The sequence below is a fragment of the Verrucomicrobiia bacterium genome (genome assembly GCA_019634625.1).
Lineage (GTDB): Bacteria > Verrucomicrobiota > Verrucomicrobiia > Limisphaerales > CAIMTB01 > CAIMTB01.
In genome coordinates this window covers 102,727-129,030 of record JAHCBA010000007.1, presented here as the reverse complement: position 1 = coordinate 129,030, position 26,304 = coordinate 102,727, and the positions used below count along the sequence as shown (strand labels likewise).

At 67.7% G+C, this 26,304-nt stretch carries 21 protein-coding genes; 17 read left to right on the top strand and 4 right to left on the bottom strand.

Going from position 1 to position 26,304, the window contains the following annotated elements; translation table 11 throughout:
• Positions 1 to 110: 110 nt before the first annotated feature.
• Together KF833_06280 and KF833_06275 are read right to left on the bottom strand one after the other, a co-directional pair.
• Positions 111 to 986, bottom strand: a complete 876-nt coding sequence (locus KF833_06280; protein ID MBX3744901.1) for a transglutaminase family protein — start codon at positions 984 to 986, stop codon at positions 111 to 113.
• A gap of 264 nt (positions 987 to 1,250) precedes the next feature.
• Complete coding sequence (locus tag KF833_06275; GenBank protein ID MBX3744900.1) at positions 1,251 to 2,357, bottom strand: hypothetical protein; 1,107 nt, start codon at positions 2,355 to 2,357, stop codon at positions 1,251 to 1,253.
• A 131-nt stretch (positions 2,358 to 2,488) separates the two neighbouring features.
• Between KF833_06275 and KF833_06270 the strand changes: the two genes are divergently transcribed.
• Together KF833_06270 and KF833_06265 are read left to right on the top strand one after the other, a co-directional pair.
• A complete protein-coding gene (locus tag KF833_06270; GenBank protein MBX3744899.1) occupies positions 2,489 to 3,448 on the top strand; it encodes a family 43 glycosylhydrolase in 960 nt (319 codons plus the stop codon).
• Positions 3,449 to 3,753: 305 nt separating this feature from the next.
• Entirely contained in the window at positions 3,754 to 5,622 is a 1,869-nt protein-coding gene (locus tag KF833_06265; protein ID MBX3744898.1) for a gamma-glutamyltransferase, read from the top strand.
• A gap of 18 nt (positions 5,623 to 5,640) precedes the next feature.
• Here KF833_06265 and KF833_06260 read toward each other — a convergent pair whose 3' ends face one another.
• Positions 5,641 to 9,642, bottom strand: a complete 4,002-nt coding sequence (locus KF833_06260; GenBank protein ID MBX3744897.1) for an immunoglobulin domain-containing protein — start codon at positions 9,640 to 9,642, stop codon at positions 5,641 to 5,643.
• 329 nt (positions 9,643 to 9,971) lie between these two features.
• Positions 9,972 to 10,700 carry a DUF1080 domain-containing protein gene (locus tag KF833_06255; GenBank protein MBX3744896.1) on the bottom strand — a complete coding sequence of 243 codons (729 nt, stop codon included), beginning with the start codon at positions 10,698 to 10,700 and terminating at the stop codon, positions 9,972 to 9,974.
• Positions 10,701 to 10,896: 196 nt separating this feature from the next.
• Here KF833_06255 and KF833_06250 point away from each other — a divergent pair, with 196 nt between their 5' ends.
• From KF833_06250 to KF833_06180, 15 genes are all read left to right on the top strand, one after another.
• Complete coding sequence (locus KF833_06250; protein ID MBX3744895.1) at positions 10,897 to 11,712, top strand: dienelactone hydrolase family protein; 816 nt, start codon at positions 10,897 to 10,899, stop codon at positions 11,710 to 11,712.
• A gap of 43 nt (positions 11,713 to 11,755) precedes the next feature.
• On the top strand, positions 11,756 to 13,126 hold the full coding sequence (locus KF833_06245) for a PQQ-binding-like beta-propeller repeat protein (protein MBX3744894.1): 1,371 nt from the start codon (positions 11,756 to 11,758) through the stop codon (positions 13,124 to 13,126).
• Positions 13,127 to 13,402: 276 nt separating this feature from the next.
• Entirely contained in the window at positions 13,403 to 13,939 is a 537-nt protein-coding gene (locus KF833_06240; protein MBX3744893.1) for a hypothetical protein, read from the top strand.
• Between the two features lie 79 nt (positions 13,940 to 14,018).
• Positions 14,019 to 15,728 (top strand): type II/IV secretion system protein, encoded by a 1,710-nt coding sequence (locus KF833_06235; GenBank protein MBX3744892.1) that lies wholly within the window; start codon positions 14,019 to 14,021, stop codon positions 15,726 to 15,728.
• Positions 15,729 to 15,742: 14 nt separating this feature from the next.
• Entirely contained in the window at positions 15,743 to 17,020 is a 1,278-nt protein-coding gene (locus KF833_06230; GenBank protein MBX3744891.1) for a type II secretion system F family protein, read from the top strand.
• Positions 17,021 to 17,040: 20 nt separating this feature from the next.
• The gene (gene gspG, locus KF833_06225; protein MBX3744890.1) at positions 17,041 to 17,505 is read left to right on the top strand and encodes a type II secretion system major pseudopilin GspG; all 465 of its coding nucleotides are present in this window, start codon (positions 17,041 to 17,043) and stop codon (positions 17,503 to 17,505) included.
• A gap of 151 nt (positions 17,506 to 17,656) precedes the next feature.
• Entirely contained in the window at positions 17,657 to 18,199 is a 543-nt protein-coding gene (locus tag KF833_06220; GenBank protein ID MBX3744889.1) for a hypothetical protein, read from the top strand.
• Between the two features lie 4 nt (positions 18,200 to 18,203).
• A complete protein-coding gene (locus KF833_06215) occupies positions 18,204 to 18,578 on the top strand; it encodes a type II secretion system protein (GenBank protein ID MBX3744888.1) in 375 nt (124 codons plus the stop codon).
• Complete coding sequence (locus tag KF833_06210; protein ID MBX3744887.1) at positions 18,575 to 19,279, top strand: type II secretion system protein GspJ; 705 nt, start codon at positions 18,575 to 18,577, stop codon at positions 19,277 to 19,279. Before KF833_06215 ends, KF833_06210 begins: the two co-directional genes overlap by 4 nt.
• Positions 19,276 to 20,664, top strand: coding sequence for a general secretion pathway protein GspK (locus tag KF833_06205; GenBank protein ID MBX3744886.1), 1,389 nt, complete (start codon positions 19,276 to 19,278; stop codon positions 20,662 to 20,664). Before KF833_06210 ends, KF833_06205 begins: the two co-directional genes overlap by 4 nt.
• Positions 20,661 to 22,097, top strand: coding sequence for a pilus assembly protein PilM (gene pilM / locus KF833_06200; protein MBX3744885.1), 1,437 nt, complete (start codon positions 20,661 to 20,663; stop codon positions 22,095 to 22,097). Before KF833_06205 ends, pilM begins: the two co-directional genes overlap by 4 nt.
• 20 nt (positions 22,098 to 22,117) lie before the next feature.
• The gene (locus KF833_06195; GenBank protein MBX3744884.1) at positions 22,118 to 22,627 is read left to right on the top strand and encodes a hypothetical protein; all 510 of its coding nucleotides are present in this window, start codon (positions 22,118 to 22,120) and stop codon (positions 22,625 to 22,627) included.
• Positions 22,624 to 23,310 (top strand): hypothetical protein, encoded by a 687-nt coding sequence (locus tag KF833_06190; protein MBX3744883.1) that lies wholly within the window; start codon positions 22,624 to 22,626, stop codon positions 23,308 to 23,310. Before KF833_06195 ends, KF833_06190 begins: the two co-directional genes overlap by 4 nt.
• Entirely contained in the window at positions 23,307 to 25,034 is a 1,728-nt protein-coding gene (locus KF833_06185) for a hypothetical protein (protein ID MBX3744882.1), read from the top strand. The genes KF833_06190 and KF833_06185 overlap by 4 nt, the downstream gene beginning before the upstream one ends.
• A 51-nt stretch (positions 25,035 to 25,085) precedes the next feature.
• Positions 25,086 to 26,303 carry a type II secretion system protein GspD gene (locus tag KF833_06180; protein ID MBX3744881.1) on the top strand — a complete coding sequence of 406 codons (1,218 nt, stop codon included), beginning with the start codon at positions 25,086 to 25,088 and terminating at the stop codon, positions 26,301 to 26,303.
• Position 26,304: the final 1 nt, after the last annotated feature.

Sequence of the window (26,304 nt, the reverse complement as noted above, 5' to 3'; positions counted from 1 at the left end):
GGCCTCGTGGAACTCGGCCCTCCGGATTCGCACGCCTGCTTCACTTCGGAGGGGCGGGCTCCGCGAGTCCATGCGGCGGGAGTGTCTCCCGGGGGGGGCACCATTGGGCATCAGGCATGGCCGAGGAGTCCGTGGTAGCGCCGGATCCGGGCGAGTTCAGCCGGGAGTTCGAGGCTTTCGTAGGCGTGTTCGAGGTTGGTGCACATGCGCTGGAGCATGCGGCGGGGGCTGACGGGATGGAGGAACGAGCCTTCGAAGGTGCGACCGAGCTGGTTGACGAAGGCCACGCAGTCGGTGCGGCTGAGGAGGCGGCCGCCGTTGAAGGCATCGAGGTAGATTTCGCGCTTGGGGGTCTGGTAGCGGCAGAGGAAATGGGCGGGCAGACCGATGCCGCTGAGGGGGAGTTCGAGCCGTCGGGCGACGAGGAGCACCACGGCGCAGAGGCTGATCGGATTGCCGGTGCGGCGGTCGATGACGCGGTTTAGGTAGCTGTTGTCGGGGTCGTAGTAATTGTCCTCGTTGCCGCGGAGTCCGAGTTGCTGGAAGAGCATCACATGAAGTCCGGCGAGGTTGCCGTCCACGTCGTTGCGGTCGGCAGGCAGCCATTCCTCGACCTGGGCGGCCCACTGGTCGAGGACGGCGCGGTAGCCGTCGAGATTGGCCTCGGGATACTTGGTGGCGGCGAGCCGGAAGACGCCCTCCTCGAGATCGAGATCGTCGCCGGGGCGGCGGCAGAAGGCGACCATGCGGGCCTCGGCGTCGGCCTCGGCGAAGGCATGGAGGATTTCGCGGGCACGCCGGCGAAGGAGGGGATTGTTGCTGAGGGCGTGGGGCCGGAGCCAGTCCCGGACATCGGGGCCTTCCTCCATGAGGCGTTGGCGGGCGGCCTCCATGATCTGGGCGTCGTCATCCGCCAGGAGCGTCAGCAACGCCAGCCGCTGTCCTTCGGTCAGCGGTGTCGGCGGGCGGTCGGGTGGCGGGTTCATGGGCCGGGACGGCACAAGACTGGCACCTATCGTCGGTGATTCAACGGCGAAAGACGGGAAGGCGACGGCCCGGGTGGATCGCGGGCGTACCAGGCGTGGGGCGGGACAACACGAGCGGGAATGGGGGAAGCACCGGCCGGCACCCCACCCGAGGTGCGAACTCCCGGCAGATCCCGCACAAATGGACGCAAACGGCGTGCATATGCACGCCGTTTGCGTCCATTTGTGCGGGAGGGTGAGGTGGGGTTGGGCGCTTGATGGGGGTCACGGGGTTCCGGTTGAAACGGGTGGAGGGAAGGGTCGTTCGCTGCCGCAACGGGGGCAGGCCGGGAGGAGAGAGGGGCGGGTGGCATGGCAGTGGCCGCATTCCTCGAAGAGGCGGGTGGCGCAGACGGGGCAGACGTAGGGTTCGTCGGGGGTACCGGCGGGATCGGGACCGGGGTGGAGGCGCCGGATGGAACGGCGGTTCCAGAAGAGGAACTTCAGCGGGCCGCGGCGGATGGGGTAGGCGCAAATGGGGCACTGGAAGTGTTCGTAGGCCTCCCGGTACTGCTTGAGGAGCCAGTCGGGACGGGGGAAGGCGCGGAGGCGGATCAGGTGGAGGAGGAGGCGGGAGGCCAGGAGGATGGCGACGCCGATGAGGAGGTACTTGAAGTAGCGGCGGGGGAAGTGTTCGTGCATGACCCAGCCCACCTGGATGACGACGGCGATGCCGAAGGCCCAGACGGCGGGGGCGTAAAGGCCCGAGCCGAAGCGGACGAAGGCGATGACGGCGGCCACGAGAACCGGGAGGAGGACCAGGAGTTTCACGGCGGCGCGGCGCCACTGGTGGTGGGCGTAGCGGCGCTGGACCTCCTCCTGGACGAGGCTGCGCTGGGCGGCGAGTTGGGCTTCGAGGGTGCGGGCATTGTCCTCGAGGGATTCGAGTTCCTCGGTGCGGTTTGAGATGCGGTCGTTGATCTCCTGGTAACGGGTCTGGTTGGCGAGGAACAGGCGCTGGCTTTCGGCGAGGGCTTCGAGTTCGCCGGGGGAGGGGGTGAGTTCGCGCTGGAGGGTGAGGCGTTGAAGCTCCAGGAGCTGGTTCATGGTGCGCTCGGAATTGCCCGTGCTGTCACGGAGCACGGCCTGGCGCTGGCGGTCGGCGTCGATGGCGCGGCGGGTGGCCATGATGCGCTGGCGCAGATCGACCAGATCCGCCCTTTGCTGCGGGTCGAGCATGGACTCTTCGATCATCGCGACGTCGGGCCCGGGCCAGGTGGCGATGTCGCGCATGACGAAGCCCAGCAGCCAGTAGATGAGCAGTCCGAAGGCGACGGCGACCAGGTAGAGAAGGAACCGGTGCAGCCAGGGTCCCTGGGGGGATCGGATCACGACGGCGTTCTAAGGCCTTCGCGGGGGGCTGTAAATGGGGTTGGGGCCGGGCTGGGGGTTGGAGGCCTGTCCGGCTCGACATCGGTGGCTGGAGTCGCGAGGTTGACCGACACGCGAATCCCGCATCTGTCATGCATCCATTCCTTCGCCCGAGTCTTCTTGCCCTCGTCGGGGTGCTGGGTGGCCCGATCGGGCCTGCCGCCAATCCCATTCTGCCGGGGGCCGACCCGCACGCGGTGGTCGTGGGGGACACGGTGTGGATGTATCCGACCTGGAGCGATGAACGTCGCGGGCAGCGTTTCTTCGCCTTCTCCTCGACGAACCTGGTGGACTGGAGGCGGCACGGTCCGGTGCTCGACCTTGCCGACGTGCCCTGGGTCTGGGAGGACGGTCAGGCATGGCACGGCGCCTGGGCGCCGTGTGTCTTCGAGCGGGATGGCGCCTGGTACTTCTATTACTCGGTCGGACCCCAGAATCCGACGCCGTCCCGAATCGGGGTTGCCGTGGGCGAAGGTCCCGAGGGTCCGTTTCGCGATTCCGGACGTCCCCTGCTCACGGGTGGGAACGGGTTCGAGGCGATCGATCCGATGGTTTTCGAGGATCCACGGTCGGGGAAGACGTACTTCTATGCCGGGGGGAGCGCCGGGGCGACCCTGCGGGTGTTCGAACTGAGCGCGGACCTGATGAGTCTGGCGCACGAGATCCAGGTCGAGACGCCGCCCCGCTTCACGGAGGCTCCCTTCGTGCATTACCACGCGGGACGCTACCATCTCACGTACAGTCACGGGAGCTGGCAGCGTTCATCCTATTCGGTGCACTATGCCACGGCTGCGACGCCCACCGGGCCGTGGACCTATCGGGGGGCGATTCTGGAGAGCGACGGGACACGAAAGGGCCCCGGGCATCATTCGCTCGTCCGGCGTCCGGGCACCGGGGAATGGCTGATCTTCTACCACCGATGGGAGAACACGTCCGGAGACGGACCCTACCGCGGCTCACGACAGGTGGCGATCGACCGCATCGAGCACGATTCCGACGGCCTGCTCCGGCCGGTCACGATGACCGGCCCACCCGTGGGGGCGGAGATGTGACTGAAGACTGAAGCCTGAAGCCTGAGACCTGAGACCTGAGACCTGAGACCTGAAAGCTGAAACCTGAAAGCTGAAAGCTGAAGGCTAGAATTCAGTTCCTGCGCGGAATGGGAGGTGCGGGCAGGATCGAACCCAACGGGCTGGCCCAAAGCCGGTGTTCGCAAAGGTGTGCCTGCGGGTTCGAGGATGAGTCCCCACGAGGGATGGCTTGGGCGAATTCCAAGAGCCTGAGATGCGCCCGGGAATCGGGGAGGGGCTGGGGGCGGGGGTGGACGAGGGTGGGGCGGATGGGGGAGGGTGGATTCATGAACCCTGCCACGGAACGTCGCTGGCTTTGGAGCGTGGGCATCTGGATCATCGGGTTGATGAGTCTTCCCATTCATGCGGCGGGCGGGGCGACCCAGAAGCCGGTGTTGCACGGGCGCCACTGGGTGGCGATCGCGGGCAAGCCGCCGGCAGCGACGGCGGGAGCGCGGATGTTCCATCAGGGGGGCAACGCGATTGATGCGGCGTGCGCGATGCTGGCGGTGGTCTGCACGATGCACGACGACGTGGGGTGGGGCGGGGAGACGCAGGCGCTGCTGTATCATCCGGAGCGGCGCGAGGTGATCGGGATCAACGCGCTGGGGGTGGCGCCGGGCGGCGCCACGCCGGAGTTCTTCCGTGGGTTGGGGCTGCGATATCCGCCGAGCGAGGGTCCGTTGGCGGCGGTGACGCCGGGGAACCCGGGGGGATTGATGGTGATGCTGGCGGAGTTTGGGACCCTGAGTCTCGGGCAGGTTCTGGCTCCGGCGATCGAGATGGCGGACGGCTATCCCATCGAGGCGGAACTGGTGAGGCGCATCGAGACCGGGCGGAAGTCGATGATGGAGTGGCCGTACTCGAGGGCGGTTTTCTTTCCCCACCGCGGGGCGGAGCGGGAGCATCCGCGTCCGGGGGAGATTTTCCGGCAGCCGGACCTGCATCGGACGCTGCGGGCGCTGGTCACGGCCGAGGCGGAGGCAAGGGCGGCGGGGAAGGGTCGGAAGGAGGCGATTCAGGCGGCCTACGACCGGTTTTACCGGGGCGATCTGGCGGAGGAGTTCGTGCGCGGATCCCGGGAGCAGGGGGGGCTGCACACGCTGGAGGATCTGGCGCGGTGGCGGGTGAAGCTCGAGAAGTCGGTCTCGACGACCTACCGGGGGATCGAGGTCCACAAGCTGACCACCTGGACCCAGGGACCGGCGATGTTGCAGGCGTTGAACCTGCTCGAGCCTCTGGATCTGCGGGCGATGGGGTACAACAGCGCCCGCTACATCCATGCGCTGTACCAGGTGATGAACCTGGCGTTTGCCGATCGGGACTTCTATTACGGCGATCCCGACTTCCCGCCGGCCGAGCCGGTGGCGGGGTTGTTGTCGAAGGAGTACGCCCTGAGCCGGCTCAAGGAGATCGACTGGACCCGGAACCGGCCGGATCTGGGCCCCGGGGATCCGTACCCGTTCCAGGGGGGGCGGCATCCGTTTCCGGACTGGCTGCGGGACTGGCCGAAGACGGCGACGGTGCGGCCGCCGCGGAGCCGGGCATCGGTGGACTTCGACCGGGCGTTCCGGGCGGGGACGACCTCGATCCAGGCGGCGGATGCGGCGGGATGGGCGGTTTCGATCACGCCGAGCGGCGGATGGCTGCCGGTGTGCATTGCGGGGCGGACAGGGGTGGGGATGAGCCAGCGGATGCAGAGCTTCGTGCTCGACCCGGCGGAGAACCCCTACAACGTGCTGGCGCCGGGGAAGCGGCCGAGGGTGACGCTGACGCCGACGCTGGCGTTGCGGGACGGGCTGCCTTTCCTGTGTTTTTCGGTGCAGGGGGGCGACACGCAGGAGCAGAACCTCCTGCAGTTCTTCCTGAACGTGGTGGAGTTCGACATGACGGTGCAGGAGGCGGTCGAGGCGGCCAACATCACCAGCTACCAGATGCGGGCGTCGTTCGAGGACCACGAGTCGGAACCGGGGCGCCTGACGCTGAACGACGAGGTGCCGTCCTGGGTGCGGCGGGACCTGATGCGGAAGGGGTACCGGCTCGATTTCATGGAGCGCACCTCGGGGCCGATCACGGCGATTGAATTCGACCGGCGCCACGGGACCCTCTGGGGCGGCGCGAGCAACGACGGCGAGGACTACGGCATCGCGTGGTAACCGGGCGGGTGTCCGGGTTCAACGTTCCAGGCTGAGGCGGAGACGGAGGAAGCGAACGTCGATCGGAGGGAGCGCGAGCGGATCCTGCAGGAGGATGCGATCGGTGGTGGCGCCCTGTTCGAGGATGGTTTCCCGGGCAGGGACGGCTTCCCACCCGATCAGGTCGCGGGACCGTTCGACCTCGAACCGGACTCCGGCCGCGGCGTGGGCGCGCTGCAAAAGAAGCCCGGCGAAGCGGCTGTCGCCTTCGGTGACAATCGCGCCGCGCGCCGGCTCAGGCTCGTCAGGGACACGGGGATCGGTGCCGCGGGCGAATTCGACGAGGTTGACCGCGCCATCGCCGTCGGGGTCGTCGAGGGGTCCGTCGAGGCCGGGCGGAAGGGTGTGGGACCAGGTCCAGAGCACGAATTCGTGGTGCCCTGGAGTGGCCCGCTGGCCCGCGGTGATCCAGAGCTGTTCGCCGTCCACTCCGGTAAGGATGCGGACGGGGTCGGTGGTGTGGTTGAGACCGGGGACCTGGGCGATCTCGAGGGTATGGATCCCGGCCGGGAGGCCCGTGAACAGGAATCCCCCGGCCTCATCGGTGCGCTGTTCCGGGACCCCGGGATCACCGACGAGGCGGACCGGGACGTCGGCAAGGCCGGGTTCATCCGGATCGCGGATGCCGTTCCCGTTGCGGTCTTCAAAGACGATGCCGGCGAGTTCGAAGACGGCGGGACGGGGGAGGACCGTCACCTCGATGGGATCGCTGTCGGTGCTGCCGAACGAGTCGGTCACGCGGACCCAGTAGGGCGTGGACTGGGTGAGGGGGCCGGTGGCGAAGGTGTCGGAATCGTCGCCGACGGGCCGGGAGGTGTCGGAGGGGAGGCCCTGGAACCACTGGAAGGCGAGCGGCGGACGGCCCTCGGCCTGGACGTGGAGCAGGGCGGACGCGCCGAAGGCGACGGTGAGCGGTCCGGACTGGGAAACGATCCGGCGGGGTTCGATGACCGTGAGTGCGACGGGCCCGGACTCGATCACGCCGAGGGGATTGGCGACCCGGACGGAATAGGCGCCCTGGTCGGCGGGTTCCACAGCGGACAGTTCGAGGACAGGTCCGCGGTGGGAAGCCAGGGGGACACCATTGCGGAACCAGCGGTAGTCGAGCGGGGCGGATCCGTCGGCCTCGACGGTCCAGCGCAGGGATGCGCCCGCGGCGACCTCCATCGGTCCGAGCGGGATGATCCAGGCGGGAGGCGTCGCCGGGGCAATGCGGAACGATTCCAAGCCCATCGGAGGTGCGGGCAGGGAAGGCGGCTGCCCGTCGCCTCCGGTGCGGACGGCGATGACCGTGCTGGCACCGCAACGAGCGCCGACGGCGAGGGCCGCTTCGTACGTGGCGGCGGCGGTGCGGTCCCAGGCGCGGAGCTGGACCCAGGCGGTGGCGCCTTCGGGGACGGTTGGAATGCGGGGGGAGGAGGACTGGAGATAACCGGCGTTGGCGCCGGAGCGGAACGCATGCGGTTCGCCGACGGGCAGGAGGTCGTCGGGGGAAGGACCGGCGTAGAACTGACCGGCGTAGGCATCCCCCGCCAGGGGCGTCGTGCCGTCGGCGTCGAACACCGGTGCGTCGAGGCTGGTGCCGGGGAGGCGATTGACGGCGAAGAACGTGCCGCCGACCGCACCGAACAGGGCGACAATCCGGCGGTCGGCATTCATGACGACGGTGGCGACCGGATTCGCACCCGTGACGTCGCCGGACCAGCCGACGAAGCGTTGATCGAAGGAATCGAGGGCTTCGAGGCGGACTTCGGAGCCTCCGGGATGGAGGGTGAGATCGGGATCAACGGCAACGCGGCCATTGCCCTGGACGACGGTCTCGATGCGGTACCAGGGAGGGATGGTGACGGCGTCGTGGCCCACGGTGCCGGCGGGGTTGGTCACTTCGATCCGGTAGGTGCCGGGGCGGGCATCGGCGAGATGCAGGACCGGACTCCAGTTGGCTTCCCCGAAGTTGATGCCATCGCGGAGCCAGAGGTAGGCAAACGGACCTGTCCCGGCGATGACCACCTCCATCCGCAGGGCATGGCGCGGCTGGGGTTCGCGGTCGAAATGGACCGAAACGATGACGGGCAGCTCGGCGATGGAAAGTCCCGCCGGGGCGGATTGGACCGCGCCGACCTGATTCGACACCGACACGGAGTACTGGCCGACGTCGGCGTCCTGAACCGAAGGAAGGGTCAGGGTGGACTGGGTGGCGCCGGGGATGGGGGTGCCGTCCTTTCTCCACTGGTAGGTCATTGGTGCGGAGCCGGTGGCATGGACGTGAAAGGTGTATTCGGCGCCCCGGCGCACCTGGGCCGACACCGGTGCCGTGAAGATGCGCGGCAAGGTCGCCAGGGTGAACGAGCGCAAGCCACTGAGGACGGCGGCCGGTTCCGGGGGAAGTCCCGTGCCACCTGTGATGACCGTCACCGGGGGGCTTTCCCCGAAGCCGGAGCCGATACTGCGGGCCGTCTCCCAGGAACCTGCGGACGCGAGCCAGGCGCGCAGTCGGAGGACGATCGGTTCACCCCGGGCAATTCCTGGGAGGACCTGGGCATGCCCAAAGACGTAACCGCCCCCGAACGGCAGGATCGGGCCGATCGGGACGGGGGCCGATTCCGCAGGACCTCCGTGGAATTGCCCGACGTAGTTCGAATGGAGCGGATTTCCCTGTCCATCGGTGGCGAGGGCATTGACCTGGCCCGCGACATGGGAGGAGAGCACGACCGTCCCGCCGGCGGGCCGATACATGGGCGTGACGAACTTGTTGGCGTCCACGACGAGCGTCGCGGGATTGGCCGTACCCTCGTAATCCCCATGCCAGCCGATGAAATCGTAGCCAGGGTTGGGGCGGGCCAGCAGGTGAACCGTGTCGCCGGTGAGGTAGCCGAAGCCGGAGTAGGGCTCGATGCTGACATTGCCGCCTGGATCGGAGAGCGGCCAGTTGACCCGGTGTGGCCCCTCGAGTTGGAGAATGTCGCGTCCGGCAAGGTTTTGGGGACCGTGGGCCACGACCCTGTAGAGGCCGACACGGGCGGCATTGACCTGCAGCGACGGGCCGAATTCCCCCTGGAGGCGGACGTTGTTGTGGTACCACGCGAAGGTGAGCGGACTGGCGCCGGACGTGGTGACCTCGGCGCGAAACGGCTGGCCCGGGAGCGGTTCGGGCGGCGTCAGGATGACGGAGGCGATCGTCGTGCGCGCGATGACCGTGAGCTGGACCGGCGGGGTCATCTTGACGTGCCCGGCGAACCGGTACTGGGCGGTGTACCAGCCGGCATGTTCGTATTGAACGGGGTCCAGGACGAGGACCGGGCCGCCGGGGCCGGGCAGTGCCGCGCCATCCTTGAACCAGGTCACCTCGACCGGCTCGTGGATGCCGGAGGAGTCGAGCCGGAACGACCAGTGCCCTCCAAGATCGGCCGGCGACGTGTTCAGCGGCCGGATGATCGCGGAGCGGACGCGGCCGTCGGGCCAGAGATGGAACGATTTCAGTCCGCGCAGGGGCGATGGCGAGGAGAGACCGCTGAGGGGACCCAGGCCATAGAGTTGATCGCTGACGCCCACCTTGCTGCGGGCGGCGGCGGCGGCTTCGAAACTTCTTCCTTTGGCCGCTTCCCAGACCCGGAGTTCAACCACCACCGGAGCCCCGATCGGATAGGGAAGCGCGACCGCCGAACCGTGGCCGACCGCGAGGTAGCCTGCGTCCGGGCCGGTGCCGAACGGGACGGGATTCCCGAACGGCACGAGCCAGTGACCGGGGGGAGGACCCGTTTCGAAGTAGCCCATGACCCCGAAGGGCGACACGTACGCCTGGGCGAGGAACGCATCCCCTTCGAGGCGGGTGATCCCGTCCGTGTCGAACACCGGGGCATCGAGAAGGCCGGGGACCCGATTCGCGAGAAGGATGGCGGCCTGGTTCTGGGCGTCCGCGGGGATGGAGCCGGCCAGGATGCCTAGCAGGCCCAGCGTGGTCAGGGCCCGCGAAAAAGGCATGTGGGGCGGGATCCGGACAGCGGCCCGACGACGGGGCGGAGGACGAGGGGTTCCGGCGGCCGGGGTGGGCACGGCTTGCATGATGGCGCATGAGTTACCACCGCCGCCTCAAGCTGTCATCCTTCCTGACGCGAACGGGGTGGCCGGCGGTGCATCCCGGAGTTGCAGGTGAGGAGGCAGCGAATCCGGATCGGAGGGGCGAGCTCCGCGAGTCCACAATCCATCGCACCCATCCCTTGCGGCCTCGTGGAACTCGGACCTCCGAGGCGACGCTTCGCGAAGTTCACGCCTCTCCCCACAACTCCGGGATGCTCGGGGTGACCGGGCGATCAGGGCAGGTGGAGCGGGGTAATGCGGAGGTTGCGGAAGGCGACCGGGCCGTGGTCGCCCTGGAGCATCAGGGGCCCGAACGGTTTTTCGTCGTCGTACCGGGCGGCGCGGGTGGGTCCCGAGACCTCGACATCACGGTGGATCAGCGAGTTGTTGAGGGCGACCCGCTTGAAGACGGCGTTGGCGACCTTGTTGCCCTCCTTGTCGAATCGCGGGGCACGGAAAACGACCTCGACCTTCTGCCATTCCCCGGGCGGTCGGCAGGCATTGAGCAGGGGCGGATGGCCTTCGAAGCCGCGATCGTTGGCCCAGCGCTCGTAGATGCCCCCGCAGTCCGAATGTTTGGGATCCGCCACGCCATGGCTGTCGTAGATCTGGATCTCGTACCGGCCCATGAAATACACGCCGGAGTTGGAGCCCTTGGGGATGCAGAAATCGTAGGTGACCCGGACGTCGGCGTACTCGGCGGTGGTGAGGAGGTCCACGGTCCGTCCTTCCCGACCGTTCACGATGACGCCGGTGCCGGGAACGATGTGGAACCGTGACGGGTTGTCAGGGTCGAGCCGGATGTCTCCAGCGGGCTGCCAGTCGCCGTGGGGCGCCCGGGTATTGGAGAGGTCACCTTTGCCGAGGATGACCTGGGTGCATTCGGCGCAGCCGAGGAGGGCGAGGGCGACGAGCGCGAGGGCGGCAGCCGCGGCGGGGATCGGGGGGGCAAGGGGTGGCATTGGGGGGTGTTGGGGCTGGACGCTATCGTCAGCCGCACGGGGCCCGCAATGGCGGAAGGGGAACCCAAATCGCCGCGCCAAGGACGAGGACGCGGGCAGAGGATTGCGGAGCCGCGTAACCTCCGTACTGTCGCACCCGTCGAAGCCCGGTCGGCAGACGCCGATCAACCGTGGTTTTTGCCTGCGACTACCTGCCATGAAAGCCCTGCCTCTCGTCCCGCGACTGCTCGCACTCTCCATCGTCCTTGGTCTATCGGGTGCCGCCTCGGCCCAGGATTGGGCCCGCCCACGGCTGGAGGCATCACCCCGGCACCTGGAGTGGGTCAATGTCCGGCACGGCGACCGGGAGGTGAAGTGTTTCATCGCCTTTCCGGAGGTGGCGGAGAAGGCGACGGCGGTGGTGGTCATCCATGAGATTTTCGGCCTTACGGACTGGGTGCGCGGCGTGGTGGATCAACTGGCGGAGGCAGGATTCATCGCCATTGCGCCGGATTTGCTGTCGGGATCCGCGGAGGGAGGCGGAGGCACGGCGGAACTGGGTGGGGGGGATGCGGCGCGGCGTGCGATTGCCGCCTTGGCGCCGGACCAGATCACCGCCGATCTCCACGCCGTGGTTCGTTACCTGAAGGGGTTGCCGGCCTCGAATGGCAAGGTGGCGGTGGGGGGCTTCTGCTGGGGCGGCAGCCAGACGTTTCGATTCGCCACCCACACCACGGAGATCGCGGCCGCGTTTCCATTTTATGGGACGGGCCCCGACCGGGAGGATGATCTGGCCCGGATCGCCTGTCCGGTCTTCGGATTCTACGGCGAGAACGACGCCCGGGTGAACGCCTCGATCCCCACTTCCGAGGGGCTGATGAAGAAGGCCGGCAAGGTGTTTGAGCCGGTGATCTACGAGGGGGCCGGGCACGGATTCATGCGCAGTGGCGAGGCGCCCGATGCCTCCGCCGCCAACGCCAAGGCCCGGACCGACGCCTGGAAGCGCTGGCGGGAACTGCTGGGCAGGCTGTGAGCCTGCAACTCAACCGATGACCGGACCCCACCGCAACGAAACCATGAAGCACATCCTCTCCCAACTCCGCCCCGTTCTGCCCTTCCTGACGCAACGGGCGACGGCGCTTGCCGCCCTTTCCGGGGCGGTCGCCTTGAACGCCCTGGCAGCGTCCGCCGGACCCGTGCCGGAAAGGGACTGGCCTCAATGGCGGGGCCCGCTGGCCAACGGGGTGGCCCCCGGGGCGAGGCCTCCAACGGAGTGGAGCGAGACCCGGAACGTGAAGTGGAAGGTGCGGATTCCGGGTTCGGGAACCTCGACGCCGATTCTCTGGGAGGATCAGGTGTTCATCCTCACCGCCGTTCCCTCGGGCCCTCCTCCCGAGGGTGCCCGGGCTCCGTCTGGTGGCGGACGCGGACAGGTGGAGGAACCGACGGAGACCCACGCCTTCATGGTCGTCTCCTACGATCGGAACACTGGACGGGAACGTTGGAAGAGCGTGGCGCGGACGGAGTTTCCCCATGAGAGCCACCATCGGGATCACGGGTATGCATCGTTCTCGCCGATCACCGACGGGGAAAGCCTCTATGTCTTCCTCGGCTCGCGCGGACTGCACGCCTACGACCTGGAGGGCCATCGCCGTTGGGAGCGGGATCTGGGTCGGATGCAGACCCGGAACGGCTTCGGGGAAGGGAGTTCTCCCGCGCTCTGGGGCGAGGTTCTGGTGGTGAATTGGGACCATGAAGGCGACGACTTCATCGCAGCCTTCAACAAGCGCACGGGGGAGGAATTGTGGAGGCGACCGCGGTCCGAGCCGACCAGTTGGGCCACCCCGCTGATTCTCGAGCACCAGGGGCAGGTCCAGGTGGTGGTCAATGCCACCGAGCGCATCCGCAGCTACGAACTGCACAGCGGCCGGCTGATCTGGGAGGCGGGCGGAATGACCGTCAACGTCATCCCGTCCCCGGTGTCGGGTTTCGGCAAGGTCTTCGCCTTGAGCGGGTTTCGTGGATCGGCTCTCAGGGCGATCCGGCTGGGGCAGACCGGCGACTTGACGGGCACGGACGCGGTTGCCTGGAGTTACGATCGCAACACGCCGTATGTGCCTTCGCCCCTGCTGGCCGGGGAACGGCTGTACTTCCTGGCGGGGAACAACGCCACGCTCTCGATTCTTGGCGCCCGTGACGGAAGGATCCTGGTGGATGCCGAACGGTTGCCGGGACTGTTTGGTGCCTACGCCTCGCCGGTGGCGGCCGATGGACGGGTCATTGTGCTGGGGCGCAATGGCACCTCGGTTGTCCTGCGCGAGGGGAACACGTTGGAAATCCTCGCCACCAATGTGCTGGACGACGGCTTCGACGCCTCGCCCGCCGCGGTGGGGAACCAGCTCTTCCTGCGCGGGCGCCAGTTTCTGTATTGCCTGGAGGAAGGTTGATCCGGTTCGCACCCCTCGGGGGTGCGGTGTTCCGGCTGTGCATTTCTTGCGCGGTGGCCGCCGCGGCGAATTGAGCAAGAGCTGCGCGCCGGGAGGGGTTGGCGGTTGGGAGGGCCCGGTAATCGTTCCTGGCACGAGGTTTGCATCCACCATGACGAGCGAGGACGCGGTCACGATTCGCGACCGCGTCCCGCTCCGTTTGAGAGCACATCAATCGAGAGCACATCAACCACAAGTTCCATCGAACAGCATATGAATCGAATCTTCCGAGTCGGGATGTTGGCCGCCGTAGCGGCCGCCATGGTGATTGGCAGCGGCAATGTTTTGGCGCAGGGACGTCCGGGTGGAGGTGGAGGTCAGGGGGGTCCGGGGGGCGGGAATTGGGATCCGGAGCAGATGCGGCAGCGGATGATGGAGCGATATCGGGAGCAACTGGAGGTGAGGTCGGATGCGGAGTGGAACCTCATTCAGGAGCGGATCGCGAAGGTGACGGAGGCGCGGCGCGACGTGGGCACGATGGGCATGGGTGCGGCGGCGTTGCGGGGGGCCATGGCCCGCGGCCCGCGCGGCAATGAGGGAGGCGGCCAGCAGCGCGGCAACCGGCCTGGCGGCACCTCGATTCCCGAGGCCGACGATCTGGAGAAGGCGATCGAAGCGCGCGCCTCGGCCGAGGAGATCAAGGCCAAGCTGGCCAAGTACCGGGAGGCCCGTCAGGCGAGGCAGGCGGCGCTGACCAAGGCCCAGAACGAACTGCGCCAGGTCCTCAATGTCCGTCAGGAAGCGGTCGCGGTGATGGCTGGCATCCTGGACTGACGTGGCGCCTGACCAACGTCCGAAACCCCTCCCCGACGCCCCCGTGACGAATCCCGCAACCCATTCCGGGCCGGCGACGCTGCCGGAACCCCTGCACAAGATGGTGGAGGCCCGTCAGTTGTCCGCGGCGGATGCCGAGGAATGGCGGGATCGTTGGGGCTCGGGCGAGGGGGTCGGGGCGGGCGAGGAAGAGATTCTCCGCTGGGTGGCCCGTGAGTACGGCGTTGGGTTTTCGACCCTGGACGGGGTGGAACCCGACAAGCAGGTGCTGTCGTTGTTCCCTGCGCGACTCCTGTTGAAGGACGAACTGCTTCCCCTGCGGCGGGTCAACGGGAGTGTCGAGGTGGCGACGAGCCGCCTGTTCGCCACCCAGCCCCTGGACACCCTGAAGACCCTGACCGGACTTCGGCTGCAACCGTTGCTGGCTCCTTCGGAGGCCATCCAGCGGGAGATGAAGAAGCATCTCGGCGTGGGGGCCGACACCATCGACACCCTCGATGAGGAGGCGCCGCTCCAGGTGGTGGACGACGAGGCGGACGAGGACACCAACCTCGACAACGCCGCCGAGGACGCCTCGATCATCCGATTCGTGAACCAGGTTCTGCGGGATGCCATCGAACTCCGCACCTCGGACATCCATCTCGAGCCCTTCGAGAACGAATTGCGGATCCGGTACCGGATCGACGGCGTGCTGCAGGAGATTCCGGTGCCGGCCCAGATCAAGCGGTTCCAGCCGGCGATCGTCTCGCGGGTCAAGATTCTCAGCCACCTCAACATCGCCGAGAAGCGCCTGCCCCAGGACGGGCGCATCAAGATCCGGCTCGACGACAGCGAAGTGGACATCCGCGTCTCGGTGATCCCGATGCTCCACGGGGAAGCGGTGGTGCTGCGTCTGCTCCGGCAGAACGCCACCTTCCGGGGGATGGACTCACTGGGGATGGACGCCCCGGGACTGGCGTCCTTCCGGCGTGTGCTGGGACTGCCCCATGGGATTGTCCTGGTGACCGGTCCGACCGGCAGCGGCAAGACCTCGACCCTTTATACGGCGCTCCACGAGATCAACGACTCGGTCCGGAAGATCATCACCATCGAGGATCCGATCGAATACCAGCTCCGGGGGGTCAACCAGATCCAGGTCTCGGAGAAGGCGGGACTGACCTTCGCCAAGGGGCTGCGGTCCATCCTGCGGCACGATCCCGATGTGATCCTGGTGGGCGAGATCCGGGATCAGGAGACGGCCCAGATTGCGGTGCAGGCTTCGCTGACCGGTCACCTGGTGTTCTCCACCCTGCACACCAACGACGCCCCCGGGGCGCTGACCCGGCTGGTGGACATGGGGGTCGAGCCGTACCTGGTGGCATCGTCGCTCGAGGCGGTGCTGGCGCAGCGCCTGGTCCGCGTGCTGTGTCCGGCGTGCAAGGAGGAGGATGTGCGACCGGCGGCCATGGTGGTCCGCGAACAACTCGGGATGCCGCGGGAGGAGCGCATCTTCCGCGCGGTCGGATGCCGCGAATGCCGGAAGACGGGGTATCACGGGCGCCGGGCGATTTTCGAGTGGATGGACACCGACCCGGAGATCCGGCGGCTCATCCTGAAGAATGTTTCGAGTGACGTGCTTCGGGAGGCGGCCCGGCGTGCCGGGATGCGTTCGCTGGCGGAGGATGGCTGGCGTCTTGTCCGGCTGGGTCTCACCACCCCGGAGGAGGTGCTGCGGGTGACCAAGGATCAGGCCCTGGGCGGGGAGTCGGCGGACAATGTGGCTGACCTTCCGTCGGCCGAGGCAGCGTAAGGGATTGGGACGGCATGCCTGTCTTCGAGTATCGCGCCCTTCAACCCGACGGGAGCCTCACCCAGGGTCGGGTCGAGGCGGGCGGGCGTCAGGAGGCCCTGCGTCGGATGGCGGTCCAGCGCCTTCGCCCGGTCAGTCTGGTGGAGAGCCGTGGGGACGGTTCCGCTGCGAAAGGCGGGAAGCCGGGTTCGGGGGCGGACGGGAGCCGTCCGGCGGGCGGGGCTGGATCGGTCGGGGCATGGTTTGGATCGCAGCGCATCACCCCCCGGGCGCTGGAGAACTTCACCCGGCTGCTTTCCAGCCTGCTGGCCGCCGGGGTGCCATTGAGCCGGGCCCTGGTGATTCTGCATCGGGAGGGGAGCACCCCGGCGGCGTGCGCGAAATGGAAGGAGATCCACGACCGGGTGGTGGACGGCATGCCGCTGGCGGGGGCGATGGCCCTTTCGCCGGAGACGTTTCCGCGGGTGTATGTCGCGATGGTGGAAGCCGGCGAGACGGGCGGGTTCCTTGACGTCGTGCTGGCGCAGATCGCGGACTTCCAGGCGCGGGAGAAGGAGATGCGGGGAAAGGTGGCGGCGGCGCTGCTCTACCCGGTGATTCTCCTGATCCTGGCCCTGGGCGTGCTGGTCTTTCTGCTGGTGTTTTTCATCCCGCGATTCCAGGGGATTTTCGCGGGCTTCGGCGCCCAGTTGCCCCTGTTGACGCAGGCGATTGTTTCGGTCAGCGAGGCGATGCGCGGGTACGGCCTGTTTCTGGCGGCGGGGGCTGCGGTCGTGGGCGTGATGGTCCGGCAGTGGCTGGTATCGCCCGCCGGTCGTCGCCACTGGGAAGGGGCGATCCTGCGGATGCCGGTGCTCGGGGGGTTGGTGGCCCAGTTCGCCATGGCACGCTTCTGCCGGATGCTGGGGACGCTGCTGGGCGCGGGTGTTCCGCTGATCAACGGGTTGAATGTGGCGCGGCGCTCGATCGGGAACCAGATCCTCGTGGATGCCGTCTCGCTGTCGATCGAGCGGGTGAAGGAGGGCAAGGCGCTTGGCGCGAGTCTGGCCGATTCGCGCGGGCTGTTCCCGGGATCGGTCCTCGAGATGATCTCGGTGGCGGAGGAGAGCGGGCGGCTGGATCGCGAGCTGGTCCGGCTGGCGGATGTCACCGAGGGTGACCTCGATCGCCAGTTGCGGATGGCGGTGGCGCTGGCCGAACCCCTGATGCTGTTCGCCATCGCCGGCTTCATCGGCACGATTTTCATCGGCATGGTCATCCCGATCTTCACGCTTCAGGACTACATCAAATGAACTGTCATTCCCGAATCCCAATGGGTCGCAGTGTTCCGGGCTCCCAGGGTGGCGCCGGGCTGCCGTCGCGTCACGGCCAGCGCGGTTTCACCCTGATCGAGCTGCTGCTGGTGCTGGTGATCCTTGGCATCCTGGCGGCCATCGTCGTGCCCAAGTTCTCCGGCCGCACCGAGCAGGCACGGATCACGGCGGCGCAGTCGCAGATCGCCACCTTCGGCACCGCACTCGACGCGTTCGAGGTGGACAACGGCCACTATCCGCGCGGGCGGGACGGTCTGCTGGACCTGGTGGAGCAACCCCGGGACGCCAGGGACTGGAAGGGCCCGTACATGCGCGGCGACATTCCCGACGACCCATGGGGGCGCCCCTATCTCTACGAGAGCCCGGGACGCCGGAACGTGTCGTCGTACGATCTTTGGTCCGTGGGGCCCGACGGGCAGGACGGAACCGACGATGACATCACGAACTTCCAGTCGAGCCGGTAGGCTTTGTGGGCCATGGAGCGAACGGCGGAAGCCATGGATGCCGGAGGTCAGGCCGACCCGGTGGGCTTCCCTTCCCGCCGATCGGGGGGCGCAGGGAGCCCGGTCATGGCGGGCGCTTCCTGGGTTCACGCTGATCGAGTTGATCCTGGTCATGGCGCTCTTGAGCATCGCCTTTGCGCTGACGATTCCGTCGCTGCGGGAGTTCTTCCGCGGGCGGGTGCTGGATTCGGAGGCGCGCCGGTTGCTGTCGTTGACGCGGTATGCACAGAGCCGGGCCATCTCCGAGGGGGTTCCGATGATCCTCTGGATCGACGGGATCGAGGGGCGGTATGGATTGGAGGCGGCGGCGGGATTCCTCGAGGAGGACGGCCGGGCGATCGAGTTCAAGGTGGATCCGCTGCTGGAGATGGAAGCCAGCGAGCCGCCGCGGGCGGACCCGTTATCGATGCGGCCCGAGGAGGCGATGTTGACCGGACTGGGGGCGGTGCCGGGTTGGGGCATCGCGGATCGCGGGCGTTCGCGACTTGGCTTGCCGCGGATCAGTTTCCTGCCGGACGGCTACCTGGGAGAGACGAGTCCGGAATACATCGTGCTGCGTCAGGGCGGGGAGAGCGCCGTCTGGCTGACGCAATCCACCAATCGACTGCTGTATGAACTGCGATCCGAGGCACCATCGCCCTACCGCATCTGGTGAACGGGTGCGGGCGGGATCGGTCCGGGGATTCACCCTGGCCGAGGTGCTCGCGGCGCTGTTGTTCATGGCCATCGTGATCCCGGTGGCCGTGGAAGGGCTGCGGGTGGCGCAACGGGCCGGGCAGGTCGGGCATCGCAAGGCGGTGGCCGCGCGGGTGGGAGAGCGCATTCTGAACGAGTGGCTGGTGACGGGGGCCCAGGCGGCCGGTCAGCCCAGCGGCGCCGTTCTGGACGGCGTCTTCGAGTATCGGTGGACGGTCCGGACCGAGCCGTGGTCGGAGGATGCGATGCGACAGGTGACGGTGGAGGTGGCGTACCGGGTTCAGGACCAGGAGTACGCGGTACGGCTGAGCACGCTGGTGGACCCTTACGTACTGTGAACCTGCCCGCGATCCAACCGTGGCCAAGGAGGAGCGGCTTCACCCTGCTGGAGGTGATGCTGGCGGTGGCGGTGGCGGCCTTCGTGCTGGTGGCGATCAACGGGGTTTTCTTCGGGGGCTTGCAGCTTCGGAACCGGGCGACCCGCACCTTCGAGGAGGCGTTGCCCCTGGAGCGGACGTTGAACCTGTTGCGGCGCGATCTGGCGGGGATTGTGCCTCCCCGGGGATTGCTGTCCGGCGCGCTGCAGACCTCCGGGTCCCGGGTGTTGGAACTTGGACAGGTCAGCCCCGACTTCCACACCGCGACGGGGGCCCTGACCGATCGACACCCGTGGTCGGAGGTGCAACGGGTGGCCTATCTCCTTGTGGATCCTGGTTCCCGGGAGGCGGCGGGCCAGGACCTGGTGCGGTCGGTGAGGCGCAATCTCCTGGCGCCGGTGGAGGACACGCCGGAGTGGCAACGGTTGCTGGGCGGGGTCGAGCGGCTCGACTTCTCCTACTACGACGGCAGCCAGTGGCGGACGGATTGGGACTCGACGATCGAGGAGATTCCGCTGCCGGCGGCGATCCGGGTCGAACTGCAACTGGCGGCGCCGGGGAACCGCGGCGAACTGCCGCCCCTGATCGAACTGGTGGTGCCCCTGCCGGTGGACGGCAGGACCAACACGCTTTCGGCGGCCGAAGGAGGAGGCGGGCGATGAACGGGCCGAGTTGCCATCCAGGGAAGGCGGGGGGCGGGGGGCGGGGGGCGGGGCCCCGGACCCGGGAGCGGGGCGCGGTCCTGGTGATTGTGCTGTGGGTGGCCTTCGGACTGGTGAGCCTGACGCTGTACTTTGCCCATTCGATGGGGATGGAACTGCGGGCTGCGGACCACCGGAGTTCGGGGCTGGCGGCGGAACAGGCGATCGCCGGTGCAGCCCGGTATGTGACCAATGTCCTGCATCTTGCCACCGTATCCGGCCGGTTGCCGGATCGATGGAGTTATCGGGCCGAGGCGGTGCCGGTGGGCGAGGCGACGTTCTGGCTGATCGGGCGTGGGGACGCGTCGGATGGCGCGAACCGGCTCTATTTCGAACTCGTGGACGAGTCTTCGCGGCTGAATCTGAATGCCGCCAGCATCGAGGTCCTCCAGTGGCTGCCGCGGATGACGCCGGAGCTGGCGGCGGCGATCGTGGACTGGCGGGACACCGATTCGGAGCCTTCACCGGGGGGCGCCGAGGACGAGGTGTACCTGCGGTTGAACCCGCCCTACCGGTGCAAGAACGGTCCGTTCGAATCGGTGGAGGAGCTTCGGTTGGTGCACGGCATGGACCTCGAGATCCTGTTTGGGGAGGACACCAACTGGAACGGGGTGCTGGATGCCAACGAAAACGACGGCGAGGCGTCGCCGCCCTTCGACAACCGGGACGGGCGGCTGGATCCAGGGTTGATCGAGTACGTGACCGTATCCAGCCGTGAACCGGCGATGACCCCGACGGGAACGGCCCGGCTGGACCTTTCGGCGGACGGCATCGATGAGGCGGCGGTGGGATCGCTGCTGCAGGAGCGTTTCGGGACGGAGCGCGGCAATGAGATCCTGGCGCGGTTGGGCGCGCTGGCGGAAGGCTTCGGGAGCGTCCTGCAGTTCTATATCCGGTCGGGCATGACGGCCGACGAACTGGCGCAGGTGGAGGAGGACATCCGGGTGGCCGGCCCGGAGGGCGATTGGGGCAAGGTCAATGTGAACACGGCCAGCGAGACGGTGCTGGCCTGTCTGCCTGGCATCGGTCCGGAGAACGCGCCCACGCTGGTCGCGCATCGGCGGTCCCTCAACCTGGATGTGCCGACGTTGGCCTGGGTGACCGAGGTCCTGGGCGAGGAGGACGCGATCCGGGCCGGCCCGTATCTCACGGGGCGCAGCTACCAGTTCAGCGCGGACATTGCGGCGGTGGGCCCTTATGGGCGCGGGTATCGGCGGGAGCGATGGGTGTTCGACACCGAAGGCGGCACGGTGCGGATGGTGGCGCGACGGGATCTGACGCACCTGGGGTGGGCGTTGGGGCCGGAGACGAGGCGGGAACTGCTGCTGACGGGAGGCGCACGATGAAGGGGATTCTGAATCAACGCGGCGGGGGAACCCTGCTCGGACTGGCATTTGAAGGGCATCGGCTGCGGGCGGCGGCCCTGCGTCGGAGCAACGGGCGGATCGAGGTGCTCAAGACCGCTTGGGTCCCGCTTTCGCTCGATCTGCTGACCAACGATCCCCAGTTGGTCGGGCGCGAGATCCGGCAGCAACTGGACGCGGCGGGATTCCGGGAGCGGCGATGCGCGGTATGCCTGCCGCCCGACTGGCTGCTGACTCTTTCCGTGCGGCTACCGGATCTCAGCGAGGACGATCTGCGGAGTTTTCTCGAACTCGAGGCCGAGCGGGGCTTTCCCTTCGGAACGGAGTCGATGGTGCTGGCCGAGTCGCGGTTCCGGACGCCGGAAGGCGAGGTCTGGGCGACGTTGGTCGCCGTGACCCGGGACCATGTGGCCCGGTTGGAGGAGGTCCTGGCGGCGGCGCAATTGCGTCCGGTGACGTTCTCGTCGGGTTTGGCGGCGCTGCCCCGGATGGCGGAAAGCCCGGACGAGGGGACCATGACCCTCCTTCCGGACGACGGCGGGCTCGGGGTGCTGGTGACCTACGGGGGCGGCATGGCGGTGTTGAGGCGTGTCGAGGGCGTGTACGAGACGGAGTCCGGAGGTCCCGCCCTGCGGCCCGACGTGCTGACGCGGGAACTGCGGATCACCCTGGGCCAGTTGCCCACATCCGTGCGGGCGGGGCTTCGCCGGGTGCGGGTGTTCGGGGGCGATGAGGCGGTGGAGGAATTATTCGAGGAGATGCAGCTCAAGGCGGCGTCCTGGAAGCTGTCGGTGGAATGGGTCCGGGAACTGCCGGTGGATGCGTTTCCGGCGGTGCTGCCGTCGGGAACGCCGGTGAGCACGGCGTTGTGCCTGGCGGCGCGCCAGTTGACGGCGAGTCTTCCCGGGGTGGAACTGCTTCCCCCGAAGGTGAGCCGGTGGGAGCGATTGGCGGCGCGGTATGCCTCCCGGAAACTGGCGTGGACGGCCAGCGCGGCGGGAGCCTTGGCTCTTCTGACCGCAGGCAGCTTCGGAGTGCAGCAGGTGGGCCTCTGGCACTGGGGATCCCGGTGGTCGGTGATGGCGAGGCAGGTGGGTGAGATCGAGGCCATGCAGCAGCAGATCCGCCTTTACCGGCCCTGGTACGACGATTCCGTCCGGTCCCTGAAAGTGCTGCGGCGCCTGACCGAGGCGTTTCCGGAGGACGGGCGGGTTTGGGCGCGGAGCGTCGAGATGCGGGGTCCGACGTCGGTGGTGTGCAGCGGAACGGCGCGGGATCGCGAAGCCCTACTGCAGGCGCGGACCCGTTTGGGGGCAGCCCCGGAGATCGACGATTTGAAGACCGAACAGATGCGGGGCGAGGGGCCGGTGGAGTTCACCTTCAACTTTCAGTGGACGGACGGAGGAGGCCAATGAGCGGAGCCAGCCGACAGCGCATGCTATTGATCCTGGCGGGGGTTGCCTTGGGGATCCTGCTGGGGGAGCGGATGATCCTCGATCCGCTGACGGGTGCATGGAAGGCGCGTTCGGCGCGCGTTGCCGATCTGCGCAAGAAGGTCACCCAGGGGCAGATGCTGCTGGACCGGGAGCGGGCGATCCGGGATCGATGGGCGTCGATGCGGAGGGAGGCGCTGCCACGGGATGTTTCGGTGGCGGAGAACCAGTTGCTGGGGGCCTTCGACCGGTGGTCGCGGGAGAGCGGCGTGGGAATCAGCGCGATCCGGCCCCAGTGGCGGCGGGGTCCGGAGGACTCGATGGTGATCGAGTGCCGGGCGGATGCGTTCGGAAATCTCTCGCGCCTGACGCACTTCCTCTATTTGCTGGAGAAGGATCCGCTCCCGGTGAGGATCGAAACCCTGGAATTGAGCGCACGGGATCCCCGGGGCGACCAATTGAACCTCAGCCTCCAGATCAGCGTGCTGATGCTTCCCACAACCGGATCATGACACGGACACCGACACGTTCCCTGCCTTTCACCCGATGGCTCGTCCGGGGGTGGTTGGAGTGCCGTGCCCTGGTGCTGGCGACGGCGATGCTGGTGTCGATGGGGGGGTGGGCCCAGACCAACGCGGCGCCGGATTCCGGCCTCGCCGAGTTCGGCATGATCGCCGAGCGCAACATCTTCAATCCCCAGAGAACTGCGCGTTCGGCCGCGCCGCCGGCCCCGCCGCGGGAGGAACGCCGGACGGTCCGGGTGGACACGTTCGCGCTGGTGGGAACCCTCAGTTACGAGAAGGGCCGGTTTGCCGTGTTCGATGGCAGTCGCTCCGAATACCGGGCGGTCCTTTCCGTGGGGGACACCATCGCGGGTTACACCATCGAGGCCATCCACGAAGGGGAGGTTCGCCTCAAAAGCGAGGGCGGCGGCGTCGATTTGAGGGTATCGTCGGGCATGAGGCGGGAGGACGAGGGCGAGTGGCGCCCGTCGTCCGCGGGAGAGGGGTTCATGGCTGCCAGCGGGCGCCGGGGCGATGACGGAGGGCGGGCGGCGTCATCCCGACCCACGCGCAGTTGGGACCGGACGGGGAACGCGGGTTCGGCCACCGCGTCCCCGGCGCCGGCCGGGGGAGAGGACGCCAGCGAAGTTTTGCGACGATTGATGCAATTAAGAGAACAGGAGCTGAAATGAAAACCATCCGACAATTCCTGCTGGCGGGGAGTGGCGCACTGATTCTGATGACGGCGACCGCCCAGAATCCACCCGTTCCTCCTGCCGACGCGGAGGACTTCGACGAGGAAATCCTGGAGGTCGTCCTTCCGGACGTCTTCGAACCGACGGAGGGGGACACTGACGGTGGGGTGGGAGTCGAACGCCCTGGGCAGACGCCGGCCGATGCCGGGCGCCGGCCCGAGGCAAGACCGGCTCCGTCGGCGGTGCCCGACCGGCGGGACGCCGGCCGGCCTGCACGGCCCTCGTCCCTTCCAACCCCGCCCGCGGCGCCGATGGCGGACGGGGAGAACGGACTGAGGCTCAATTTCCGGGGGGTGCCGCTCGAACTGGTACTGGACTACCTCAGCGACGCGGCGGGGTTCATCATCAACCTCGAAACCCAGGTGGAGGGAAGGGTCGATGTGTGGAGCAACCAGCCACTGGACCGCGAGGAGGCCGTGACCCTGTTGAACTCGGTGTTGAACCGCAACGGGTACGCCGCCATCCGGCAGGGCCGGACGCTGACCATCGTGCGGAAGGACGAGGCCAAGACCCGGGACATTCCGGTGCGGGTGGTGGACTGGGCGAACGACCGCGACCTCGAGGGCCTGCCGCGGAATGACGAGATCGTCACCCAGATCATCCCGGTGCGCTTCATCAATGCGGTGCAGTTGGTGAAGGATCTGCAGCCGCTGTTGCCGACCACGGCCACCCTGACGGCCAATGAGGGTGGCAATGCCCTGCTGATCACCGATACGCAGACCAACATCCGGCGCATGGCGTCCATCGTACGGGCGCTGGACACGGCGATCTCGAGCGTCTCGACCGTGCGGGTGTTTCCCCTCTACTTCTCCGACGCCAAGATCGTGGCCACGGTGATCCGCGACCTGTTCCAGCCGCAGGAGACGCAGCGGAATGCGGGCGGGGGGGGGCCGGGCGGCGGTGCGGCTCGGTTTCTCAACCAGATCCGCGGGGGTGGAGCGCAGGCGGGAGGGGAAACCGCAGCGACCAGCGGCCGGGCTCCTGTGCCGCGGGTGGTGGCGGTCGCCGACGAGCGGAGCAACGCCGTGGTGGTGAACGCGCCCGAGGAGCAGATGCTGGTGATTGCCGGGGTGATCGAGGAGATGGATGTCAATGTGGACGACATTACCGAACTCCGGGTCTTCCGCCTGACGCACGCTGATCCGCAGGAGACCGCGACACTGCTCAACGACCTGTTCTCTGACACGTCGCGCCAGCAGACCGGCAATCAGCGCGGCCAGGTGCGGTTCGGCGGCGGACCGCAGGGGGGCAACGCCCGGGGAAGCACGGACGCCAGCAGCCGCATGCAGCAGCAGAGCAAGGTGGTGGCGGTTCCGGATCTGCGGACCGGGTCGGTGGTGGTGAGCGCCGCCCGGGACTTGATGGGTCAGATTGCCGCCATGCTGAACCAACTCGACGCCGACCCCGCCCGGAAGCAGCGGGTGTTCGTGTACGACGTCGAGAACTCGGATCCCCAGGCGGTGCAGGAGGTGCTTCAGACGCTCTTCCCGGACCAGAACGTGGGCTTGAACCGCAATACGCGGAACACCCAGCGCCAGGGCAACAATGCGTTGAACACCCGGCAGACGCAGACTCAGAACCAGGGGTTTGGTGCGGGGCAACGAACGGGCACCGGCTTCGGGGGCAACGTGGGCGGGGCCAACTTCGGAGGGCAGCGGTAGTCGGGGATGTCCGTCAGGACGGCTGTCTTGAGGCGATCGAAAGTATCCAACATGCCAAAGGAATCGTTGTTCCAAACCGATGCCCGACCGGGGCCGCAGGCGTTGTGCGGTCCGAAGCGTTTCCCACGCCTCCGGGGCGCTTCCGCCGCCTGGATGCGTCCCTTTTTCGCCGCGGCGTGGGTTGCCGCGGGCGTCATGGCCCTGACCAGCCCCGCATGGTCGCAGACCGCCCAGCGGGCCGGGGCCATCAACTACCCGAGCAGCACCCAGATCGGAGGGGCCACGGTCACCTTCGATCAGGAGACCCGGAAGCTGATCGTGGTGGCCGACGAGGAGACGGCGTCCTACGTGAGCCAGGTGGTCACCAACCTCGACCGTCCGGCGCCCCAGGTCCTGATCAAGGTGGTCTTTCTCGAGGTGACCTACCGCAAGGGCTTCGACATCGGAATCGAGGGGAACTACCGGCGCGGCATGGGCAATTCGACGACCGGAAGCATCAACCAGGCCTTCGGTCTCGCCCAGCAGGGCGCGTTGCCGACCCCGCCCGGCGCCGGGATCTACCAGATCCTTGGAGACGATTTTCAGGTGACGCTGCGCGCCATCGCCGAGGCCGGCAAGACCGAGGTGCTGTCGCGTCCCTCGATCCTTGCCCGCAACAACCAGCAGGCGGTGATCACGGTCGGGCAACAGGTGCCGCTGATCACCAACGTGCGGTACGACAACTTCGGCAACCAGATCAACGCCGTCAGCTACACCAGCGTTGGCATCATCCTGCGGGTCACCCCTTTCATCACTTCGGACGGCATGGTGGAGATGATTGTCTCGCCGGAGATCTCGAACCTCTCGGACGCGACGGTGCCCATTGCGGCCGGGGTGAACGCTCCGGTGATCAACTCGCGGTCGGCGGACACGGTGGTGGTCACGCCGGACGGGCAGACGGTGATCATCGGGGGGCTGATGTCGAACAACAAGATCGAGACCGACAGCAAGGTGCCGTTCCTGGGTGACATCCCGCTGCTGGGAAACCTGTTCAAGCGGCGGAGCCAGGCGGGGACAAAGACGGAACTGCTGATCTTTCTCACGCCGCACATTGTCAAGGCGCCGGCCCATCTGGCGGCCGTGGCGGACCGGGAGCGGGCGCATCAGGAACTGGTCCCGCAGGCCTTCTCGGAAGCCGAACTGAACCGCTTCCTGCACGATCAACCGCGTCCCGCGCCGGCCCCCGGCCGGGGTGAAACCCGGTCCGAACGGCGTCAGCGCAACCGCTGAC

What these genes read in the sequence shown, in the direction of transcription:
- KF833_06180 (MBX3744881.1), top strand. Translation starts at nt 25,086, where the DNA reads ATGCCAAAGGAATCGTTGTTCCAAACCGATGCCCGACCGGGGCCGCAG.
- KF833_06195 (MBX3744884.1), top strand. Translation starts at nt 22,118, where the DNA reads ATGCTATTGATCCTGGCGGGGGTTGCCTTGGGGATCCTGCTGGGGGAG.
- KF833_06230 (MBX3744891.1), top strand. Translation starts at nt 15,743, where the DNA reads ATGCCTGTCTTCGAGTATCGCGCCCTTCAACCCGACGGGAGCCTCACC.
- pilM (MBX3744885.1), top strand. Translation starts at nt 20,661, where the DNA reads ATGAAGGGGATTCTGAATCAACGCGGCGGGGGAACCCTGCTCGGACTG.
- KF833_06190 (MBX3744883.1), top strand. Translation starts at nt 22,624, where the DNA reads ATGACACGGACACCGACACGTTCCCTGCCTTTCACCCGATGGCTCGTC.
- KF833_06220 (MBX3744889.1), top strand. Translation starts at nt 17,657, where the DNA reads ATGGCGCTCTTGAGCATCGCCTTTGCGCTGACGATTCCGTCGCTGCGG.
- KF833_06205 (MBX3744886.1), top strand. Translation starts at nt 19,276, where the DNA reads ATGAACGGGCCGAGTTGCCATCCAGGGAAGGCGGGGGGCGGGGGGCGG.
- KF833_06250 (MBX3744895.1), top strand. Translation starts at nt 10,897, where the DNA reads ATGAAAGCCCTGCCTCTCGTCCCGCGACTGCTCGCACTCTCCATCGTC.
- KF833_06280 (MBX3744901.1), bottom strand. Translation starts at nt 986, where the DNA reads ATGAACCCGCCACCCGACCGCCCGCCGACACCGCTGACCGAAGGACAG.
- KF833_06270 (MBX3744899.1), top strand. Translation starts at nt 2,489, where the DNA reads ATGCATCCATTCCTTCGCCCGAGTCTTCTTGCCCTCGTCGGGGTGCTG.
- gspG (MBX3744890.1), top strand. Translation starts at nt 17,041, where the DNA reads ATGGGTCGCAGTGTTCCGGGCTCCCAGGGTGGCGCCGGGCTGCCGTCG.
- KF833_06245 (MBX3744894.1), top strand. Translation starts at nt 11,756, where the DNA reads ATGAAGCACATCCTCTCCCAACTCCGCCCCGTTCTGCCCTTCCTGACG.
- KF833_06255 (MBX3744896.1), bottom strand. Translation starts at nt 10,700, where the DNA reads ATGCCACCCCTTGCCCCCCCGATCCCCGCCGCGGCTGCCGCCCTCGCG.
- KF833_06240 (MBX3744893.1), top strand. Translation starts at nt 13,403, where the DNA reads ATGTTGGCCGCCGTAGCGGCCGCCATGGTGATTGGCAGCGGCAATGTT.
- KF833_06185 (MBX3744882.1), top strand. Translation starts at nt 23,307, where the DNA reads ATGAAAACCATCCGACAATTCCTGCTGGCGGGGAGTGGCGCACTGATT.
- KF833_06260 (MBX3744897.1), bottom strand. Translation starts at nt 9,642, where the DNA reads ATGCCTTTTTCGCGGGCCCTGACCACGCTGGGCCTGCTAGGCATCCTG.
- KF833_06265 (MBX3744898.1), top strand. Translation starts at nt 3,754, where the DNA reads ATGAACCCTGCCACGGAACGTCGCTGGCTTTGGAGCGTGGGCATCTGG.